Raw genomic sequence first — 19,307 nt, forward strand, 5'->3', positions numbered from 1 at the left:
AAAAGTAAGTGCTTTTACGGGAAAATCTTTCAATTAAAAACCAAAATCATCCTTGCCTTTATCTTTTTTCTTTCTTCTTAGGAGTACAAATCCCACGACAGCTACTAAAACAACAAAACCAAATACATATAGTGAAGTATTATTCCCTTCGTTCTCTGTACTCGTATTGGCAGTTTTACTATCTGTTGAAGCAGCTGAATCGTTACTTACCTTTTCATTGCCAGGCAAATTAGATTTTTCACTTGAAACAAAGGATAGTTTGTTGATAATCCCCTTGCCCACCTGGAAGACATACTGATCATATTTTGCAGGGTTAAAGGCACCAACAATTTCTTGGTAATAAAGAGTAATAATAGGAGCATCATTAGCAACAAAAGCTTGCATATCCTTGATTAGACTAAGACGTTCTTTTTCATCGTATGTCCCTTTAAGCTTTTCACCCATTTGGTCAAATTCGGGGTTCTTGTAACCCCCAATATTGACAGACCCAATAGCTGGATCGGAATGAAAAAGATCATTCATTCGATCTGGGAACAGCTGCATAGTATTGGACCAGCTCCAGACACCAAGATCGTAATCTCTGCCTTTGCTGACATCAAAATCAGGCCACATTAAGGAGTCTACAGTAGTCGAATCCATTGCTTTCACTGCATTTTTGATTCCAATTTCATTTAACGCTTCCGAAATTAATTCTGCCGTTCTGATTCTAATCGGATTGCCAGAGTAAACCAAAGTAGTTAAGTCGATTTTATTACCCTTTTGGTCTTCTCTAAAACCATCGCCATCCTTATCAATAAAACCAGCATCTTCCAGAATTTGTTTGGCTTTTTCCTTATCATAAACTGGTTTTACTTCGGAGTTGAAATACGCTGAGGATGGATGAATAAAACCAGGACTTCCCACTTCTGCATACCCAAGCAGAACTGTATTCACTAAACCTTCTTTATCAATGGCATAATCGATGGCCTGGCGAAAAGCCGTTTCCGTCATTGGATATTTCTCTGCATTGAGTTGAAATAAGCTCGTACTGTATCCAGGCCCCCTTACAACTTGCAAAGCAGGATTGGAACTAAATTGCTCTACAAGTTCAGGTGAAATACTTGATGAGATGGCATCAAGCTCGCCTGCTTGAAGAGCATTATACATGGCGGTCGTATCTTCAATTATTGGGAATATCATTTCGTTGATTGGCGGAGCCCCTTTGAAGTATTCGTTGTTGGATTTCATTTTGTAGTACTGTCCTGATTTGTGTTCCACCAGAATATAAGGTCCGCTTCCGAGTGCATTTGTTTCATCGTCAGGATTAGAAACATTAGACCAAATATGTTCTGGTAAAATAGGCAAATCAGCAAGAGGCTGAATCATAAAGTTAGGGTCAGCTTGTGATAAATATAGCGTTATAGCCGTTTCACTGGTTACCTCTATTGACTTAATTGTTTTTAAAGGATTTGTAAACCTTGACTTTGGGTATTTAATAAAATAGTCCATTGTGAATTTTACATCATTAGCTGTAAGGGGTTTTCCGTCATGCCACTTTATGTTTTCATGCAGAGTTAACTCATAGGTCAGTCCATCTTCGCTGACTTTGTATTCCTTTACTAGCCAGGGTTCCGGCTGGTTATTTTCATCCAGGTTAAAGAGAGTATCATAGAGTAAATTTACCAGATCTAAACCTGGATATCCGGTCACATAAGTATAAGGGTTTAATCCATTCTCATCTTTTGTAATGCCCACTTTCAATGATTGAACTGTCTCAGCAGCGTGAACAGGATTCAAGCTTGATAGCAAAAACAAAAATATTAATCCCATGGAAATTGCTGACCTCTTCATTTTCACTCCCCCTATTTAGTGATTTAAGCTACTTATTTGATTAGTTCCTGTAAATGAAAGTTTCCTTCTCTCCGGTAAGCTTCAGCAAGAGCAAAATGTCCGTGTGTCGCCAGGCCATGATATACATGAACGGCTTTGTCCAGAACTTTATGCATAGCTCTTCCTTTTTCCTGGTAACTATCCAATTTTGAAAATCCAGGATATAACATCTCAACTGTCTTTAGATCCAGCATTTCATCAAAGTGCTTGCCGCTGAACTCCATTTGACTCTCAAGCATATCCATTGCCTTTTCTTTTTTCTCCCATACTTGGGAAATGTCAATGACTGTATTAGGATGGTGAGGTGTCATGTAATAGATTGTCGGAATAGGATGAGGGGCTAAACCAGGTGTTTCATCCAATGCATAGTCTCTGCTTGCAAGGGCGATTGATTCGAGCAGCAGGGTCATGGCAGGTCTTCGGTCGGGGTCTAGGTCATGAAAAGAGTGTTCAGGATCTTGTGTTATGATAATATCAGGCCTAATTTCACGGATTCTCTTAATCAGCTTAACCTTTGACTCCTTACTTAAATCTACCGTCCCATATTCAAAATTTAAGAAAGAAACTTTGACTCCTAATGTCTCAGCAGCACTTTTTACTTGAGGCTGGCTCGTTTCTCTGCAAAGCATAATGCTTGCATATGACTCTCCCCCGTTTAATATGTTTTTGGCTAACGCTCCCCCGCATTCAACCACTTCCATTCCATAAACTCCTAGAAATAAGATTTTCTGACCTTTAGGCATTTTATTCCCTCCTTGTAAAGTACAGTACCCCACTATCGTATATTGGGTATTAGAAACTATAATAATACCAAATCCCCGCTTTGTAAATACCGAATTTTTAGAATATTGCATACTTTAGTAATGTATTTTTTTATCCATTTACATTTTTTTTGCATCGCTTGTCTCCTCCTTACATATCATTTAGCAAACAAAGGGGAGTTGATAATTTTGGGACTGTATCAGTTATTTGTTCTAACAACAATAGCTGCTTCGGGAATCGCAGCCATTATGTTATCCATAAAATTCAGGCACCGATTAACTAAAATGCAAGCAATGGTTATTTCAATGGCAATGGGAATGAATATGGGTTTAACAGCGGGAGTCTTATTTGGAGCACTTTATCAAGGAGATTTATATACTTCTACACTGGTTTCAGCAGGAATTGGGGTACTTGCTGGATTGGCAAGCGGAATAGCGTTTGGCATCCTTCCTTCATTAGAAGGATTTATGTCTGGTTTAATGGGAGGAATGATGGGAGCAATGCTCGGTGAAATGATCACCCAGGAACAATCATTGACCATGCTCAATATTTTACTCACTCTATCTGTGAGTTCATTATTGTTATATAATATCCTGCCTGCCACAAAATCAGTTGATGATAAAAAGTGGTTTTTAAAACCGTTCTTCACTTTTGTTTTACTATTTTTATTTTTCTTCTTTGGAACTCAATTAGATAAAAGCAATGCAATCCCCTACTTTAACTCAGCAGCAATAGAGCATAGCCACAGCAGCCAAGACAAAAATAACAAATCGAATGAAATTGTTTTAACTGTTAATCCATCAGAATATTCCTATACACCCGAAGAAATTAGCCTGAATAAAGGCCAAGAAGCTTCGATCACTCTGAACAATCAAGATCATGCAGACCATGACATTGAAATTAAAAAGATAGCGATTAAGAAAAAAGATAGCGGCCACCATGCAAACCACGGTGTTTCTAAAGCTGACTTTCACCTCCATGCTTCCTCCAATAGCAGCGCCACATTGACTTTCACCCCTCTTGAAACTGGGGTATATGAGTTTTACTGTTCCATTCCCGGGCATAAAGAAAACGGTATGACCGGAACAATTAAAGTAAACTAAAAAAAAGGTCAGCTTACTGCAGGATCATCTGCAGGCACTGACCTTTCTTTCATCCATTTTCCGTTTTTAAAATTCTTAATAAGAAAAATGGCTCTGTATAAATTGTCTAATCCTATGGCTAACCAAATCCCGGCTATCCCCATTCCCAGGGTCATTCCCAGAACGTAAACCCCTCCTGTTCTGATCAGCCACATGCCTGCCAAAGTTAAATAAAAAGGATATTTTGTATTTTCGGCGCCTTGGTATACACCTGTTAAGATTAATACAATAGCCAGGACAGGCTGTATAAAGGCATCTATTTGCAAAGCAATTTTTATGTCTTTTAATACACCAGGATCATGCGTAAAAAACGACCCAAGCCACTCTGCTCCCAAGAAAAGCAACAAGCCAAAAAAACTCATTATGACTGTGCCAATCCACAAAGAGTACTTTGCATACATATTTGCCTCATCATGCTTTCCAGAACCAAAATTCTTGCTGACCAATATGGTTGCTGCTGTTGCAAATCCATACCCAATCATATAGGCAAACACTTCTATATTGCCTGCAATTTGATGTGCTGCAAAGGTGTTGGTTCCAATACTGACAATAAAACCAAAATATAAAACCTGGCCAAGACGCATTGCCAATCTCTCTGCTGCAGCCGGGCTGCTGAGAGAGATCATCTCTAACTGAACCTTTTTATTTATTCTCCAAAGACTCATCCGCCATTCGATTAAGCCCTCTCTCCTTAGATCTATTACTAACCAGAAGGAACCAACTAAACGGGAAAAAAGAGTTGCATATGCTGCACCCTCGAGACCAAACGCAGGAATTAAGAAAAAACCGAAAATTAAAACATAATCAAGCACTATATTTAGGAGATTGATAAATATACTGATTTTCATAGGAGATTTTGTATCTCCCTTTCCTCTTAGAACACTGCTTAATACAAACATTAGGGAAATAAAAATGGACGGGATAGCTATTATTCTGAAATAGGAATTAGCTGACGAAAGTACCTCTTCTTCAACACCCATCAGTTTTAACAATTCATCAGAAAGGAACAGGGTGATCAAGCCAAAAATTATTCCTGAAAGCAAGGCCAAGATAATGGCCTGAGCTGTTACTTCTTTAACCTTTTCATCATTTCCAGCTCCTGAATATTTGGCGACATAAACATTTGCTGAAATACCTATAGCCATAAATATCGCCAGGTAAATAGCCAGGATTGCATTTGTAACTCCAACTGAACTTACTTCAATAAGCCCCAGCTTTGAAACGAACAATGTATCTACAAACCCAAGTATCATTTGAAAAAAGTTTTCAATAACTACTGGCAATGCCAACAAGAGAATGGTTTTTATTATTTTCAAAGGTTCTTGCCCAATATCACCTGCCATCTCGTGCCCCTTACCTTATAAATTTGTCAATTGACTGGTTCAGCTGCATTAAGACTTCTTCCTCGTCACCAGTTCTGACCGCTTGGATTAGACAGCCTTCTAAATGATCTTTTAAGATCAGTTTTCCGCAGCCATCAATAGCGGAACGGATAGCAGCAAGTTGAATCAATAAATCGTTACAATCCCTCCCCTCTTGAGTCATCTCTTTTACTGCCCGAACATGTCCTTCAATTTTTGCTAATCGATTAATTATTGCCTTCCTGTGTTTATGAGAGTCACTCATATTCCTCACCCCTATCCCCCCAGGGGGGTTAATACTTATCATATTACCATATTTTTTGAACATTCTGTTTTTTAAAAATAAAATAAGCCACTCTTAAATTAATTTATAAAGAAAAAAAGCTGACTTCAATTCAAGTCAGCTTTTTAGACAAAACAATAAAGAGAAAATTACATAGGAGTTTGAAATTGAAAATTTTTGTGATTCAGCCTGCAGACATTTTTAAATTTATCCTTCTCCGCTTACTTCTTCTGCTTTCCAATAATATTCACTAAAAATTTCCGCAAATGCCTTAATAGAATGATCCAGTTCGGTTTTATTGTTTTCTACACCTCCGAACTCAAGCAGCATGGACTGGCTTGAAAGGTCTTGATTATATACGCCATTCCCATCATCCTTTGTTTTAATAAAAACACCTCTGCTGATTCCTGGATATCTTTCTTCTAGTTCTTCATTTAATTCTTTTGCTAGTTTTAGATTTCGATCATAGTTTTTATTTTCCTTTCCTACAATAAAAAATAATCTTGCATATGTTTTTCCATTTATAACGGCAGTAGTGAGTTTCTTTGGCTGAGAATCTCTGTGAATATCAATCAAATAACTTATTGAAGATTCCTGGGCCATAACCTCTTTTACAGTCTCTCTCGATAAAGCATAAGAATGATTGTAATTCCAATCCTTCTTCTTCAATTCCTCTGTTACATTAGTAGTGCTATGGCTGGTTCCAATCCCTCTTTTCATCAATTCATCTTTTAATTTTCTTCCAACAGCAATTATATTTTTACTTTCATCTAAACTTACTGCTTCATTAGCTGTCTTTTTTCCAGGCAACACTGGCAAGAATGCCTCCCAGCTGTGCGAGTGATAAATAAAGGCTACATCCTTTCCCGTTTTGGGCCCTGGCATAATACCCTTTTCCTGTGTATTATTTGGCTGGGATTGATCTTGTTCCGCTAGTTCCTTCTCTTTCAATAGCATTTCCAGCGGAGGCGCTGACTCAATTGGCAAAGTAGTGAGATCGGTTCCAAATCCTGCTACAGCAATTTCGGTGTTAAAAGAGGAAAAACCCGGAATTTCTCTTCCAAGAAAAGTACGTATGTCTTCCGGCCAAATATTTGTAAATGTAAGGAATACCGAACGGGAAATGGAAGGAGCTTCTTCCTCGTTAACAGTTGATTTTAACTGGCCGATTTCCGTTGCCATAAGGCTTAAAAAGAAATTCACATGTATTTTTTCGCTCGTATCATAAATAAAAGAAGACGTAAACTTTTCTTTCAAATCTATAAAATTAACAAAAAATATAATACTGAAAATCAGGAAAAATAAAGCTAGATAGATGGATTGTATACGCATAAATAAGATAACCCTGTAATTCCGTTCTTTCATTTATTCCCTCCGCCCTATTAATTTCCGTTTTACTAACTATATGTACAAGAAAAAATAATAGAATCCCAACTTGATGGGATTCTATTAAAAAATAATATACAGCCATTAACTTTTATTTTTGCAAAAAAATGCGATTTTAATCGCATGCTCAGGTTAATTGGGAACTTTCTTCTATTAACATAATCGGGCAAAATCAATTTTCGCCAGTTCCTACTATTTCTTTTTTTTATTTTTTTTAACCGTTAGTATAAAAACCAGCCACTGCAATATAAAAACAATTGTTATTATTAAGAGGAAAGGACGCTGCATCCAATTAACATTTCCTAATCTGAAAAAGAATAGGAAAAAAGCTGCATGCAAAACAACCAGTATATAGAGGGTCCCGCTCTTTTGCTGGAGATAGTCCCATCCCCGTTTTCCCAGGATTTTAATTGCTTTATTATTTGAAAGAAGAGCCAGCAGCAGCAAGTAAATAAGGCATATGACGCCTATAAGGTTGGCAAGTGTAAACCCTGGATCAAAAGATAGTCGTCCCGTTTCCTGATTCACTCCTATGATTAATCTAACAAGTTCCCAATAAAACCAGCCTTCAAGAAGGATATACACATGCAGTAAAGCCATTATGGCACACCAGATCCCTACTTCTCGCCTCCAGGATAACAGTGGAATAAATCCCCTATGTATATGGCTAAGAGGGCCAATCAAAATCGTTCCACAAAGAAGAATAAATGAGACATCAGCATACGCACGGTTCCATGCATGCATTGGATTCCACTCTGAGCGGCTTATTAAGAAAAGATAGACCAAACATATTGCTGCAAATCCGACGAGCAAGTGCCTCTTTAAAATGGCCATGTTTTAAATAACCTCGTTTCCGCCTCTAATGATTAACCTTAAGTAAATAGTGTAAAGATAATTCAAGTATAAAAAAATGTACGAAAGCCAGCAAATTTAATTTGGGCCCCCGTACATCCAGGATATTTTTATAACTCAGTAACCATAAGAGTCTAGCCATGAAACATTGTCCGTTTCTAGACTATTTGGTATTTTTCAAAAAAACAGATTGTAAAAGTACTTTATTCTTTGCTGATGATTTCTAAGAGTTTTGATTATTCGTTTCTAAATTATTCCGTAATGCTGATGCCATTCGGAATGCCTTTTACCTCAATGGTTTCAATAACCTTATTTTCTACTATATCAATTATACTTACCGTATCTTCAAACATGTTGGTCACATAGACCCTTTTATTATCTGGACTTGAAACAACTCCATGAGAGCCTTTCCCGGTTTCAATTTCGGCTGTTACATTCTTCGCTGCAAGATTGATAACTGTAACAGTTTTTGATGGTGCTTCCTCTGTTCCTTGGTTTGCGACGTAGGCAAACTGATCTTTCACATCAATATAAACCTGTGCTGGTCCTGTACCAACTGGAACTTTTTCTACTTTGTCTGTAGCCAAATCTACAATGGCGAGGGCATTTTCTCCATTTAAAGTTGCAACCAATGTTTTTCCATCAGAAGTTACTCCAGTTGTAACGGGGGCTGCACCAACTTTAATACGCTTTTCTTCTGCCATAGATTCTAGATCCACTACACTGACTGTATCTTCCCCCATGTTTGCGATATATGCTTTTTTACTGTTATCTGAAATCCTGAAACCATGCGGTCCCTTTCCTGTATTAACTGTATCAATAACTGTAAAATTTTTCATATCAATGATCGATATTGTATTGTCCTCATTATTAGTCACAACCGCATATTTTCCATCTTCAGTAAACACAATGTGGGCAGGGTGGTTTCCTACCTCAACTACCTGTATGAGTTCATCACTTTCAATACTATAAAACAGCGCTTTTGCACTCATTTCCTTCCCATCACTATGGCCATGACCTCCCATGCTTGGCACAACGGTTGCCCCAATCATTTTTCCATCAGGAGAAACCTGAACATTATGAACTGAGCCTTCTACTTCAATGGACGATTCAACGGAGTTGGTGGCTGCATCGATTTTCGAAATGCTTCCCCCTTCATTTGCTGTGTAATAGTATTGAACCGCAGATGCTTCAGCGGTTTCTTCTGCTTTACCTTCTTGCTCATCTTCAATTACAGTCACAGATGCCTTCTCTTTTAAAGTGGGATCCTCTTCTTCACTTTCAGAGCTGCTGCAGCCAGCCAGTATCACGCCCCATGCTAAAAAACTAATCAAAATTACTTTTTTTGCTTTTTTCATTTTGAGTTCCTCCTAATCAATTGTATAGCCATCATAATAGGCTGGAGAAACTTCTACTGTGATACACTTCACTTTCCATTGAGAATTCCATAAAATCTTACAATATTTTGAAATGCATTAAAACTGCATATTTAGCAGGTAGAATTATCGTCTTTCTTCTCTATGCGAATGAACTTTTCAAGGTTTTGTGAAATACGAAAGATGCCAAAAATTAATATCCATTTATCCATACTTTCTGCAAATATTTAGATTATGATTTGTTTACTTAATACAGGAGGTATTGGTTATGAAACTTAAACTTCTAGCACTAGTCTTTTTCTCAATGCTTGTTCTTGCTGCGTGCTCTTCACAGCAAACAGAGGATATGGCCGGCATGGACCATAGCAATATGGACATGGAAGAAGAGAAACAGGAGAATTCAGTTGGAGAACAGATGGTAAAAGGGGTTCGAACTGCTAGCACTAAAACATTAACAGGCAATGAATTTAACATTGTTGCTAAAGAGGGAAATCACCAGCTTAATAAGAAAACCAGTGTAAATGCCCTTACATTCAACGGTTCTGTTCCTGGTTCGCAAATCCGTGTAAAGCAAGGAGAAAAGGTAAAAATAAATCTTAAAAATGAACTGTCCGAACCAGTATCCATCCACTGGCACGGCATTACGGTCCCAAATGATATGGATGGTATACCTGGTGTAACACAAAATGCCCTCCAGCCTGGAGAAAGCTTCACCTATGAATTTACACCAGAAGATGCAGGGACTTATATGTACCATACCCATCAAAATGCGGTGGAGCAAATGGACAAAGGCCTTTACGGATCCTTTATTGTAGAGCCTAAAGAAAAAGCATACGACAGGGACTATACCCTAATGCTTGATGAGTGGATGAGCAATCCCGAAGAGTCTGACTCTGATATGGAAGGTATGGATCACAGCAATATGGGATCTGAAGATGATAATGAAACGGAAACCCATTCCAATAACTCCTCTATGAGCGGCATGGATCATGGCAGCATGAGTGAAATGGGCCATGATATGAGCGCCTATGATATTTTTACAATCAACGGAAAAAGCGGTGACAGTATTGATCCCTTGATTGTAAAAGAAGGAGAAAAAGTTCGAATCCGCCTTGTCAATGTTGGATTTATGTCTCATAAAATCCATTTGCATGGCCATAAATTTAAAGTAGCCGCTATTGACGGACAAGAATTGAATGAGCCGCAAGAAATCCAAGATCAGGTGATCTCCATAGCACCAGGTGAGCGATATGACATTGAATTTACAGCAGACAATCCTGGAGAATGGTTCATTGAGTGCCACGGCGACATGGAAGGCACAAAAGGAATGAAGACCAAAATCCAATACGAAAATTCAATTGATTCAACAGATAAGTCCAATCAGTCAGAACAACTTCCAGAATTCACATTTATTAATTACGGCGGTTTGGATAAAGGGCAGTTCTCGCTGGGCCAAAATTATGATGTTGAATATACAATGGATCTGAATACAGCTATGGATGGGAATGGAATGGCCTTTACGATTAACGGAAAAACTTTCCCGGATACCGATAATATAAAGGTTAAGGAAGGCGATCTAGTTAAAGTGACTCTGACTAATAATTCGATGATGGATGATCATCCAATGCACTTGCACGGCCATTTCTTCCAAGTTCTGAGCAAAAATGGCAAACCATTAGAAGGCTCTCCTATTGTGAAAGATACAATTAATTTAAAACCGGGGGATGAATATGTTGTTGCTTTTAAAGCTGATAACCCTGGAAATTGGCTATTCCATTGTCACGACCTTCATCATGCAACAGCAGGAATGGTAAATATGGTTCAATATGATGGGTATAAAGCAACCTTCACACCTGATCCAGATGCTAACAATAAACCTGAGTAAGATTCTTATCTATATGTGAGAAAGTAAAAAAGCGGCCTTGAAAAAGGTCGCTTTCCCTGTTAATAGTTAACTAATTCTTTTCGTAAAAATTTTCAAAATTCCATTTTCATAAAATAAATAAAAACAATAGCATATTTTTAAATAAGAAACATAGTTCATTATTAACGTTTATGAACGAACGATCTTTTAATTTCTTACTTGATAACTTCTACTATTTTGGAAGTTCCCTCAGTTGCTTCATCATCAAGCCATTGCCATTTTTCATCTAACATGATTCGTCCATCTGGCAAGATTTTAGGTGTAGATATACATATACCGCCTCTAATTTCATTTTTTCTATTCACGTGATTGTATCTAAACTCTAAGCTGCTATCCTCTTTTACTAAGCCAATAAGCGTTCCTTGTATAATCTCTCCCCCGCTATAGGTCGCTGAAATAATATGCCCTTCTTGTTTGTAATTGAAAAAAGTTTTGGAAGAAACTTCCCCATTTGCTGTATTTTCAACTGAAACAAATGTACGGCCATTATAATTCACCATATTATCCATCCCCTTTAATAAGCTTAAATTTAGTAAAGCTCCCCCGAGTACCTGCATATTTTGCCACCAAGAAATTAACATAATGTTATTACTGCCTGTTCTGTCTTTTCTAAGTATAACTATACTTTCTTGATATCTCCTTTAATGATTGAGTACATATATAAATCATCGAATTTGCCTCGTGTATATTCATAATGCCGCAGCAAGCCCTCTCTGATAAAACCCTGTCTTTCAACCAGCTTTTGGGATGGTAGATTGGGAGGTTCAATCAATGCCTCTATTCTTTCTAACTGAAGGTTTTCAAAACCATACTTAACAACGGCTGCCAATGCTTCGCTGGCAATTCCTTTCCCCCAATATTCTTTGCTCAATTCATATCCAATTTCACTGCGATAATGTTTGGCTTCCCTATTAAGAAAACCGCAGCTTCCTATTATCTTTCCGGATTCTTTGAGTGCAATTCCCCATCTAATTCCCGTACTTTGTTCATATATGGCTTGATACCATTCGATTTCTTCATTGACCTCTTTAATCGTTTGGCAAGAGTCGATCCCCATATGTTTGACAACTTCTATATCTGACAAATAGGCCAGCATATCATGAGCATCTTCTTTTGTTGCCTCTCTTAAAATTAGCCTTTTAGTTTCAAGTTTAGGAAACCCGTTTCGCAAAAATATCCTCCCTCTCCTCAATTATATGAGTTTGCTTATTTACCACTATACCAAATAACAATCAATCAGTAGGAATAAAAATCCATTCTATCTTTTCAAATGGTAAATACTTCAACTTCCCCATTTTCATGGTAAACTCTATAATTAGGCAAATTGTAACCTGATATATGGTAAATAAGCTAGCAGCAAATATATTGGGGAAGCCGCCGAGGTTACCGGACAACGCTCAGAGACTATTAGCTCTGAGCGTTTTTAATAAATTAAAGTACCCGTTAATCTGCCATTCGCTTCAACAAACCCTACATTAACTTTGCTTTTTAAAAATAAGCTACACCCTTTGCATTATAATTAGAAATTTTCAAATTTTACGTTTTACGAAAACAATGGCGGGAATAAATTAAAATAACTAACAAATGCCACTGGGAGGTGTAACGATGAATTTTCTCTGCTACAAGGCTATGGAAGCATTTAAGAAAGATGCTGAACGCCAGAGAACAGGCAAACTTCAAACAGTAAAAACAAATGATAAAAAATCCAAATAATGTTGATTTGTTAAATACAATTAAAAAGTTCAATCGTTTTACCCGTCATCCCTTTGGATGACTTTTTTAGTTTCTTTTTTTGTTAGGATTCATCAAGGGAAGTACTCTTTTCTGGCTTTTTTCACTTCAAACAAAATAGCTGCCACTTAATAGCAGGAATTAAATCCTTTATTCCACTGCCCAGACTTGTTCTTTCGATTTAAGCATCTGAATATAAATTCCTGTTATCGTCTGGGTGAATAAAAAGATCGGGAATGAATGGGCCAGGCGGTAACCATTTTGCAGGGTTAAAATACCCGCCTTTGTCAAAAGCCATTGAATCGCGACTCCAAATAAAGCCCAGACCAAGACGTAGATAATAAATGTTTTTTTGCTGATCTTAAGCCTTTCATAGAAATAGAAAAAGAAGTACCCAAAGGGGGCAAATAATAAATAATAAATAACATCTGTGACTTCATAGTTATTTAAATCATTTACCCGATAAAAATCGGTCTGTCCTCCGCCAATGGTAAAATCGTATAAGACCCCTATCGCCAATCCCCACAGTAAACTTAAAATTCTTATTTGAGGTGCGAGATTGCCTGGTTTCCTTTTCATCAGAAAATAGGCCAAATAGGCCATAATTATCAAGATTAAAAGAATAACTTCATTCTGGTCGAAACTTTCCCACAATTTCATGATCCTCGCACCCCTCTTGTTTTAATGTTTTCGAAGTATTTTAAGGAGTAAATGGCCAGGAAATGCAATAACAATAAGTAGACGATCTCGGACAGGATACTCCAGTTCTTATACTCCAAAATGTCAAAATAACGAGCAATTGCAACAGCGAAGACAAGGAATAATACGGATAACGCCGTCCTGACCACTTTAGATCCGAGGGTATTCGCATTTCTATAAAGATTGATGGCTATCACAATCACTAATGGAAGGGTAATGCTGCGGTGAATCAAAAAGGCGGTATAATCCAATGCCCGATCCGATATCTCAGCCAATTTCAATTCCTCATATACAATCCACGTAAAATTAATATTAATAACAAGGGTAAACAAATAAACAAAGGTATTTTCAATAAACGTTAGCTTCTTATTTATTACTGTATACAATACCGTTATAAGCCAAGCCAAAAAGACTAAAAGGACAAAACCCAATATACATCATCCCCATATTTTTTTGTTAGTATTTACTGGGAAAATAGAGTTTATTCTATACAAATAAACGACAGATGCCTGTCGTTTTGATATGAATTATTTAATTAACCCTTAACTAAACGGTTTTCCGTTCGATCAATTTGACAACGATTTCTTTATGGGAATTTTTTTAATATCTTTTGCTTGAAGAATAATTTTCTTCCTATTTCAACCAAAGGGATTTCTAGTGTTGTGATGTGCATAATTTTAGCAATCGGCTGGTTACCAAATCCCATGTCATTGGGTATCCTCGCATCTTCGCAAAGAACAATTGAACCATTGTTTATAGAGAAAAACATTACCTGTAATCAATTGGCAAGTTTATTGAACAAGCACACAAACAGGAGTTCAGTTGCTGACTCCTGTTTGTACATATAAATTCTTTGAAATCCAGCCTATAATTCTTTGGATTTCAGATGTATAGTTACATGTATCACTGTTTGAGAGGATGGATTTTTTTGTTTATAAAACTTACAAAAGAACAGCAGCAAAAGATGATTTCGGACATTCAAACCTTTTTTTCTCAAGAAAGATGCGAAGAAATATCGGAATTTAGTGCGGAAAGGGTCTTGGATTTTGCTAAAGAGTCACTAGCACCACATTTCTACAATGCGGCTATTACTGATGTTAAGCATGTAGTTGAACAGCAATATGCTTCAATGGAAGATGAAATTTTAACGCTGGAACGCCCGATTAAATAATAGTCCCATCTCCCTAACTAAGGGAAAGTGGATATATTGTGAAGCATTGAATCATTCCATAGTGTCATTAGCAAATGAAACTATGGAATGATTGGTATTTATTCTCTTTAAAAACTAGGCTCTGTTAAATTTGCCTGTTGATTTCAGCACGAGGCACTCAGCGAACAGCGGGCGGTCCGACGCTCCTCGTCGCTTTCCTCCTGCGGGGTCTCCCTTTGATCCGCACTCCCGCAGGACGTTGAATAAGCATCCTCGAATAAACACCGCACGAAGAAAATGCGAATGCATTTTCGAGGAGTTCGTGCCTTCCGCTCCAATCAACAGGGTGCTAAAAAACAACAATAAGCTTTAACAGAGCCAAAGACTAATAAAAGCCGCCAACCCGGCAGCCGTTCAAGATCATTCTCTATATTTTTTGCCTTTCGGTTTCCTCCCAATCAAAATGCGTCTGCGGAAAGACGTTAGCGACCCATTCTGCTCTTAAAGCAGAATCATAAAGGGTAAGTCCTTTTTCTTCTGGAACTTTATCAGCATCCACACTTTCTATTTGGTCAATGTTTTCACTGTTCCTCATATTCGAATCCTCAAGCACTTCACAGTTATCTTTTTGTCATTTCCTATAAGCTGAGGCAGCCAACGCAAGCCCCCCTGCAGAAACCAGTGATCCTAAAACAAGACCCATTGTTGATTTTTTCATGGTAAAACCCCTCCCATTTAAATATGCCTCTCTTAATCTCTTAATACCCGCTTCTTAAAGAATGACTCTTATATCCAATAACTGTAAGAACATGAAACAAAGTTGTTACGCCGTAAATAGACTTTAATACTCTGTCATATTGCTGTTCTTTTTCTGAAATAAATTAGTGGTATGATAATTCTGACTGCATTAACTTTTTAACCGGAGATTATACATAAAGAGAGTGAAAATAGATGCTAAATGTAACGGAAGCAGTAGAACAACTAATGTGTGCTGGCATTTCCGCCAACCACCAGGAAGTCGTACGCTGGATTGAAGAAGGGAAAATCAAGGCGGAACGCAGCCAGCGAAGGAAAACTTCCTACAAAATCAAAATAAAGGACCTTACTGATTTCATTTTCCAAAAACAAGCCGAAGAGCATCAGCGGCAATTGGAATGCATCCTTCAGGAAGTCAAAAGCCTTAAAGGCCAAATCGAAATCTTGCAGACCCGCATAAATATCGAGGAGTCTAAGGTACGCTCTTTAAAGAAAATGATACATAAACAAAATGAAATTTCAGACTCAGACTTTCACCCTGCCGAGGTTTTGGGCTTAAGCACTGAAACCGATGAGCAATTAATAAAAAAAGAATTTAAGAAACTGCTAAAAGCCCTCCATCCCGACCGCGGCGGAGATGAAAGGCTCTTTAAAGTGTTTAATGAACATTACAGTAAGATGCAGTTATAATTATTAGTATACTCAGTTAATAATCAATGGCTTTCATTTCTTTTTTCATAAGCAATATTTGCTCCATTTCAAATAAAAACTGCAGCACATTTTCATAATCACTTGTTTGGAATAGTAACTCTTTATCGTTAAACACATAAATGGCTGGCTCCGCCTTGCCATCGTCTAACTTAAGTGACTTCTGTATGGTAATGTTATCTGCTAATTTGAAGTCAGCTTTATGAGGAGATTTGAAAGGCTTGGTAAAAGAAGTATCGCCGATTGCCAGGATAGAGAATTTATCTTTCTCCTTTGATAGCCATTTCTTGTCCAGTAAAGTGCGGTCAGGTTCTTTTAATACTTTTATATTTTCTATTTTATGATAGAAAGGAATGTCTTTGTTTAAATCAGTCACATCCAGACTGATTTTTTGGCCTGTCCGAATGGAAGAAACATCTTCTGCTGAAAAGGGCTTATCGTCCACCTTTATGAACCTAAACTCACGATCTATATAAGTAACAACTCCTTCAACAGTCCTTTTGCGAACATAAGAATTTTCTTTTATATAATTCTTCAATTCTTCCAAAGTATTTGTCCGGAATACTTCTTTCTCCTGATCAAATAAAATATAACTTGGATCTTTTTCAACGTTCAATTCTGGATATAGCTTTTTAGCTGTTTCAGTATCTATGTATCCACGTCTTTCTATTAAGAAGGCTGGGAATTCTGCATGAAGCTCATCACTTACTGACTGCCCATCCGATTCAGCGTCTCCTATAAGAAGCAGTGAATGATACCCCCTACTGTGAGCCAGATAATCTTTTTCAGGATTAACCTGCCGAATATTTAAAGGAATAATATATTCAGCCCTTTTACCATCTTTCCAATAAGCGTGAAGAGAAAGAGTTTCAATACTTGAATAATTACTTAAATAATAATCATTCTCGCCAAAATGACTATAATAAGGATTTACATAAAGTTTGTTATTATGATAGTTTCCTTTAGCAACAAAAATGGGTTGCTCATCATCTGGAAAGCGAATTGTTAATTTATCGCTAAATTCTAGATTCTTATAGTTGAGCGACCCTGTTAAATCCTTTAATTCCTTCTCCACTTTTTCACCATTCCATTTATATGTACCCAAAACTGGCTGTATTTCTTGTTCTCCGACTGATACTGTTGGCATTGGAGGCTTTTCTTCCTTATATACCTTTTGTTTGTCAAAATAAAGCATAACAAGGAAAACTCCAAATATCCCTATTCCCCATAAGATTCTTTTCTTTAACAAAGAGTTTTTAATCGGCTCGCTTCTTTCGTCCATTTCCACGTAAACCCCCCTCCCCCGATCTATATTTTATATACGGGTATAAGATCAAAAAGTTCTAAAATTTTACAGAAAACTTTATATCCTTTTAAATTTGTTCTTTTTACTGTCTTTAAAACGAGACGATTTGCACTTATCCGCAGTTTTTTCTTTATCCCTTTTTTTCTAATCCTTTTGAAAATAAAAAGCTGCCCAAATAATATGGCAGCTTTTATGAAAATGCCTGAATCACTTTCCTTTTTTATGAAAAAAATCACATGATGACTTCCCATTTCCTTTTGTTTGCTACTTGTATAAGCCGAGGCTCTGGTTTTACCGCCACTGGATTTCCCACTAGTTCCAAAACACTTAAGTCAGAATAACTATCGCCATAGGCAAAGCTATTTTCCCAATCCACATCCATACTAGCAAGTTTCTTATGAATTACTTCCTTTTTACGGATGCCATGAATGTACTCTAAAGGGAGGTGCCTGCCTTTTTTATTATCAAATGAAATGCTGGTTCCAATAATGCTATCGAAGTGAATGCCTTTCATCACCGAGTTTAGAAGCGGTTCAAAAGCTCCAGACACAATCATAATATAATACCCATCTTTTCTATGCTGTTCAAGTCTCTTTAAAACAGGCTCACTTAGATTTTTACTCATCATTCCACCTAACTCAGAAAAAAATTGCTCAATATCTGTTTTAGGGGCTGATCCAAAAGAAGATATGTAGCACCGCATTGAATAATCCTTCATTTTAGTTTCCGGATAAAGCTTGCATTTATAAGCTGCATAAACAGGTAAAATCCTTGAGATAAAGTATCGGTATTTTCGACTATGCTTAGGGTGTGTTTTTAAGTGTTTCATCAAAAGCGGAAAAGTTTCTTCTGGAAATAACGTTCTATCAAAGTCAAAAATGGCAACTTTCATACAATCATCCTTTCAGGCTATTGAGAGCTAAAGCTACATAAATATGAACAGCCCAAAGCGGACTATTTTGATTAATTTGTAAATAGTATACCTTAAATTTTATTAAGCTACATTTAATGGGTTCTATTTTCATAAAAATCTTTTCTTTACGGAACATAATAGCCAGGCGAAAAATTATAGAGAGGAAAACCTGCCCATACAGGCTAAAAATAAAAAAATCCCCGGCCCCAAATAAACTGGAATGTACTTAAGACCGGGCAAACATTATTGCCGAGGCGTAAACAGGATGACTGAAGCTCCAATAAGACAGATCCCTGCACCAAGCCAGTCATAGAAATCCGGAGATTTTTTCCATCCCCCACCCCCATAAAATAGACAGAACGATAAAAACGCCACCATATGCCGCATACACTCTGCCGAATGATGGAAAGGCTTGGAAAGCAGCTATTACACCCTAAAATGCAAGGATGATTCCTCCGCCTATCCCCCAGAAATATGGCTTGCCCTCTCTTATCCACTGCCAAATCAAATAACCCCCGCCAATTTCAGCTAATCCCGCAAGAATAAATAATACAATTGCATTAATCATATAACCACTTCCTAAAAACATTATCACTTTACTACCCCACACAATCTATTTCTCAAAAGAAAAATCCATGACAGCTAAAAAGAGCTATCATGGATTTCCCTGCTTATTGCGGCCGTTTTGTCATCCGCTTCGCCTTTTCATTGCGGTCCGCTTGGACAATTTTCTCACGGACTTCCGGCGGAATCGAAGCAGATGATCCTTTCGGGTACTTTTGAGATTTCACCGTAGAGATGCACTCCTTCCAGTTTATTTAACCACCTTATACCTTTTATGGCTGATGACCGTTTTTATTGGTTCATCCTTCTTGGGATTGATCCCTAATTCCACAATGACAGAGTTATCTCGCACAACAACTACCTTGCCCTTTTTCCCTTTTTCCGTACCGCTTGTAATACTGATGGTATCCCCAATGTCCGCTTTTTTTACATCACTTGCCTTTTCTGTTTCTTCAGCCATCTTGGATTCTCCTTTTAATACGTTTATTTCTGCGGCCAGCTTTTAAAGTCCGCAGCTGTTTTTAT

General features: G+C 37.4%; 20 protein-coding genes and 1 pseudogene. 5 read left to right on the forward strand and 16 right to left on the reverse strand.

Annotated features, from left to right (window positions below; all coding sequences use genetic code 11):
* Window positions 1-33 precede the first annotated feature (33 nt).
* Both IQ19_RS02875 and IQ19_RS02880 read right to left on the reverse strand, forming a co-directional pair.
* Complete coding sequence (locus tag IQ19_RS02875; RefSeq protein WP_144539643.1) at window positions 34-1,830, reverse strand: ABC transporter substrate-binding protein; 1,797 nt, start codon at window positions 1,828-1,830, stop codon at window positions 34-36.
* A gap of 32 nt (window positions 1,831-1,862) precedes the next feature.
* On the reverse strand, window positions 1,863-2,612 hold the full coding sequence (locus IQ19_RS02880) for a PIG-L deacetylase family protein (protein WP_144539645.1): 750 nt from the start codon (window positions 2,610-2,612) through the stop codon (window positions 1,863-1,865).
* 207 nt (window positions 2,613-2,819) lie between these two features.
* Here IQ19_RS02880 and IQ19_RS02885 point away from each other — a divergent pair, with 207 nt between their 5' ends.
* The gene (locus IQ19_RS02885) at window positions 2,820-3,734 is read left to right on the forward strand and encodes a cupredoxin domain-containing protein (protein ID WP_144539647.1); all 915 of its coding nucleotides are present in this window, start codon (window positions 2,820-2,822) and stop codon (window positions 3,732-3,734) included.
* A gap of 8 nt (window positions 3,735-3,742) precedes the next feature.
* Here the strand turns inward: IQ19_RS02885 and IQ19_RS02890 are convergent, their stop codons facing one another.
* From IQ19_RS02890 to IQ19_RS02910, 5 genes are all read right to left on the reverse strand, one after another.
* On the reverse strand, window positions 3,743-5,116 hold the full coding sequence (locus IQ19_RS02890; RefSeq protein ID WP_144539649.1) for an MATE family efflux transporter: 1,374 nt from the start codon (window positions 5,114-5,116) through the stop codon (window positions 3,743-3,745).
* 10 nt (window positions 5,117-5,126) lie between these two features.
* Window positions 5,127-5,399, reverse strand: coding sequence for a metal-sensing transcriptional repressor (locus IQ19_RS02895; RefSeq protein ID WP_144539652.1), 273 nt, complete (start codon window positions 5,397-5,399; stop codon window positions 5,127-5,129).
* 225 nt (window positions 5,400-5,624) lie between these two features.
* Window positions 5,625-6,782 (reverse strand): stage II sporulation protein P, encoded by a 1,158-nt coding sequence (spoIIP, locus tag IQ19_RS02900; protein WP_144539654.1) that lies wholly within the window; start codon window positions 6,780-6,782, stop codon window positions 5,625-5,627.
* A gap of 213 nt (window positions 6,783-6,995) precedes the next feature.
* Entirely contained in the window at window positions 6,996-7,547 is a 552-nt protein-coding gene (locus tag IQ19_RS02905) for a ferric reductase-like transmembrane domain-containing protein (RefSeq protein WP_242020873.1), read from the reverse strand.
* A gap of 359 nt (window positions 7,548-7,906) precedes the next feature.
* The gene (locus tag IQ19_RS02910) at window positions 7,907-9,013 is read right to left on the reverse strand and encodes a YncE family protein (protein WP_144539658.1); all 1,107 of its coding nucleotides are present in this window, start codon (window positions 9,011-9,013) and stop codon (window positions 7,907-7,909) included.
* Window positions 9,014-9,299: 286 nt separating this feature from the next.
* On the opposite strand from IQ19_RS02910, the gene IQ19_RS02915 reads away from it, so the two are divergent.
* Entirely contained in the window at window positions 9,300-10,916 is a 1,617-nt protein-coding gene (locus IQ19_RS02915) for a multicopper oxidase family protein (RefSeq protein ID WP_144539660.1), read from the forward strand.
* Between the two features lie 194 nt (window positions 10,917-11,110).
* Here the strand turns inward: IQ19_RS02915 and IQ19_RS02920 are convergent, their stop codons facing one another.
* On the reverse strand, window positions 11,111-11,536 hold the full coding sequence (locus tag IQ19_RS02920) for an avidin-fold protein (RefSeq protein ID WP_394138718.1): 426 nt from the start codon (window positions 11,534-11,536) through the stop codon (window positions 11,111-11,113).
* On the opposite strand from IQ19_RS02920, the gene IQ19_RS29415 reads away from it, so the two are divergent.
* Window positions 11,511-11,588: a hypothetical protein gene (locus tag IQ19_RS29415; protein ID WP_479684286.1), complete on the forward strand. Its 78-nt coding sequence runs from the start codon at window positions 11,511-11,513 to the stop codon at window positions 11,586-11,588. The genes IQ19_RS02920 and IQ19_RS29415 overlap by 26 nt on opposite strands.
* On the opposite strand, the gene IQ19_RS02925 is transcribed toward IQ19_RS29415, so the two are convergent.
* The 3 genes from IQ19_RS02925 to IQ19_RS02935 form a co-directional block, all read right to left on the reverse strand.
* The gene (locus IQ19_RS02925) at window positions 11,575-12,126 is read right to left on the reverse strand and encodes a GNAT family N-acetyltransferase (RefSeq protein WP_144539662.1); all 552 of its coding nucleotides are present in this window, start codon (window positions 12,124-12,126) and stop codon (window positions 11,575-11,577) included. The two genes, IQ19_RS29415 and IQ19_RS02925, sit on opposite strands and share 14 nt — an antisense overlap.
* A 710-nt stretch (window positions 12,127-12,836) precedes the next feature.
* Window positions 12,837-13,346, reverse strand: coding sequence for a hypothetical protein (locus IQ19_RS02930; protein WP_144539663.1), 510 nt, complete (start codon window positions 13,344-13,346; stop codon window positions 12,837-12,839).
* Window positions 13,343-13,816, reverse strand: a complete 474-nt coding sequence (locus IQ19_RS02935) for a hypothetical protein (RefSeq protein WP_144539665.1) — start codon at window positions 13,814-13,816, stop codon at window positions 13,343-13,345. Before IQ19_RS02935 ends, IQ19_RS02930 begins: the two co-directional genes overlap by 4 nt.
* Before the next feature lie 497 nt (window positions 13,817-14,313).
* Here IQ19_RS02935 and IQ19_RS02945 point away from each other — a divergent pair, with 497 nt between their 5' ends.
* Entirely contained in the window at window positions 14,314-14,556 is a 243-nt protein-coding gene (locus IQ19_RS02945; RefSeq protein WP_144539667.1) for a DUF2164 domain-containing protein, read from the forward strand.
* A gap of 406 nt (window positions 14,557-14,962) precedes the next feature.
* Here the strand turns inward: IQ19_RS02945 and IQ19_RS28370 are convergent, their stop codons facing one another.
* Window positions 14,963-15,130, reverse strand: coding sequence for a hypothetical protein (locus tag IQ19_RS28370; RefSeq protein ID WP_242020874.1), 168 nt, complete (start codon window positions 15,128-15,130; stop codon window positions 14,963-14,965).
* A 356-nt stretch (window positions 15,131-15,486) separates the two neighbouring features.
* Between IQ19_RS28370 and IQ19_RS02955 the strand changes: the two genes are divergently transcribed.
* Window positions 15,487-15,981 (forward strand): J domain-containing protein, encoded by a 495-nt coding sequence (locus IQ19_RS02955; RefSeq protein WP_144539669.1) that lies wholly within the window; start codon window positions 15,487-15,489, stop codon window positions 15,979-15,981.
* 16 nt (window positions 15,982-15,997) lie between these two features.
* Here IQ19_RS02955 and IQ19_RS02960 read toward each other — a convergent pair whose 3' ends face one another.
* The 4 genes and pseudogenes from IQ19_RS02960 to IQ19_RS02975 all read right to left on the reverse strand — a co-directional run bounded on the left by IQ19_RS02960 (window position 15,998) and on the right by IQ19_RS02975 (window position 19,242).
* Complete coding sequence (locus IQ19_RS02960; RefSeq protein ID WP_242020894.1) at window positions 15,998-17,281, reverse strand: hypothetical protein; 1,284 nt, start codon at window positions 17,279-17,281, stop codon at window positions 15,998-16,000.
* Window positions 17,282-17,537: 256 nt separating this feature from the next.
* Entirely contained in the window at window positions 17,538-18,197 is a 660-nt protein-coding gene (locus tag IQ19_RS02965) for an HAD family hydrolase (RefSeq protein WP_144539673.1), read from the reverse strand.
* Window positions 18,198-18,461: 264 nt separating this feature from the next.
* A pseudogene (locus IQ19_RS02970) lies at window positions 18,462-18,786 on the reverse strand (YnfA family protein).
* A 246-nt stretch (window positions 18,787-19,032) separates the two neighbouring features.
* Window positions 19,033-19,242 carry a DUF2187 family protein gene (locus IQ19_RS02975; protein ID WP_144539675.1) on the reverse strand — a complete coding sequence of 70 codons (210 nt, stop codon included), beginning with the start codon at window positions 19,240-19,242 and terminating at the stop codon, window positions 19,033-19,035.
* Between the last annotated feature and the right edge of the window lie 65 nt (window positions 19,243-19,307).

The organism is Cytobacillus oceanisediminis, assembly GCF_007830235.1.
GTDB classification, from domain to species: Bacteria; Bacillota; Bacilli; order Bacillales; family Cytobacillaceae; genus Cytobacillus; species Cytobacillus oceanisediminis.

What these genes read in the sequence shown, in the direction of transcription:
- IQ19_RS28370 (WP_242020874.1), bottom strand. Translation starts at nt 15,130, where the DNA reads ATGAGGAACAGTGAAAACATTGACCAAATAGAAAGTGTGGATGCTGAT.
- IQ19_RS02875 (WP_144539643.1), bottom strand. Translation starts at nt 1,830, where the DNA reads ATGAAGAGGTCAGCAATTTCCATGGGATTAATATTTTTGTTTTTGCTA.
- spoIIP (WP_144539654.1), bottom strand. Translation starts at nt 6,782, where the DNA reads ATGAAAGAACGGAATTACAGGGTTATCTTATTTATGCGTATACAATCC.
- IQ19_RS02930 (WP_144539663.1), bottom strand. Translation starts at nt 13,346, where the DNA reads ATGAAATTGTGGGAAAGTTTCGACCAGAATGAAGTTATTCTTTTAATC.
- IQ19_RS02920 (WP_394138718.1), bottom strand. Translation starts at nt 11,536, where the DNA reads ATGTTAATTTCTTGGTGGCAAAATATGCAGGTACTCGGGGGAGCTTTA.
- IQ19_RS02955 (WP_144539669.1), top strand. Translation starts at nt 15,487, where the DNA reads ATGCTAAATGTAACGGAAGCAGTAGAACAACTAATGTGTGCTGGCATT.
- IQ19_RS02895 (WP_144539652.1), bottom strand. Translation starts at nt 5,399, where the DNA reads ATGAGTGACTCTCATAAACACAGGAAGGCAATAATTAATCGATTAGCA.
- IQ19_RS02910 (WP_144539658.1), bottom strand. Translation starts at nt 9,013, where the DNA reads ATGAAAAAAGCAAAAAAAGTAATTTTGATTAGTTTTTTAGCATGGGGC.
- IQ19_RS02975 (WP_144539675.1), bottom strand. Translation starts at nt 19,242, where the DNA reads ATGGCTGAAGAAACAGAAAAGGCAAGTGATGTAAAAAAAGCGGACATT.
- IQ19_RS02880 (WP_144539645.1), bottom strand. Translation starts at nt 2,612, where the DNA reads ATGCCTAAAGGTCAGAAAATCTTATTTCTAGGAGTTTATGGAATGGAA.
- IQ19_RS02915 (WP_144539660.1), top strand. Translation starts at nt 9,300, where the DNA reads ATGAAACTTAAACTTCTAGCACTAGTCTTTTTCTCAATGCTTGTTCTT.
- IQ19_RS02960 (WP_242020894.1), bottom strand. Translation starts at nt 17,281, where the DNA reads ATGGACGAAAGAAGCGAGCCGATTAAAAACTCTTTGTTAAAGAAAAGA.
- IQ19_RS02965 (WP_144539673.1), bottom strand. Translation starts at nt 18,197, where the DNA reads ATGAAAGTTGCCATTTTTGACTTTGATAGAACGTTATTTCCAGAAGAA.
- IQ19_RS02890 (WP_144539649.1), bottom strand. Translation starts at nt 5,116, where the DNA reads ATGGCAGGTGATATTGGGCAAGAACCTTTGAAAATAATAAAAACCATT.
- IQ19_RS02905 (WP_242020873.1), bottom strand. Translation starts at nt 7,547, where the DNA reads ATGCATGCATGGAACCGTGCGTATGCTGATGTCTCATTTATTCTTCTT.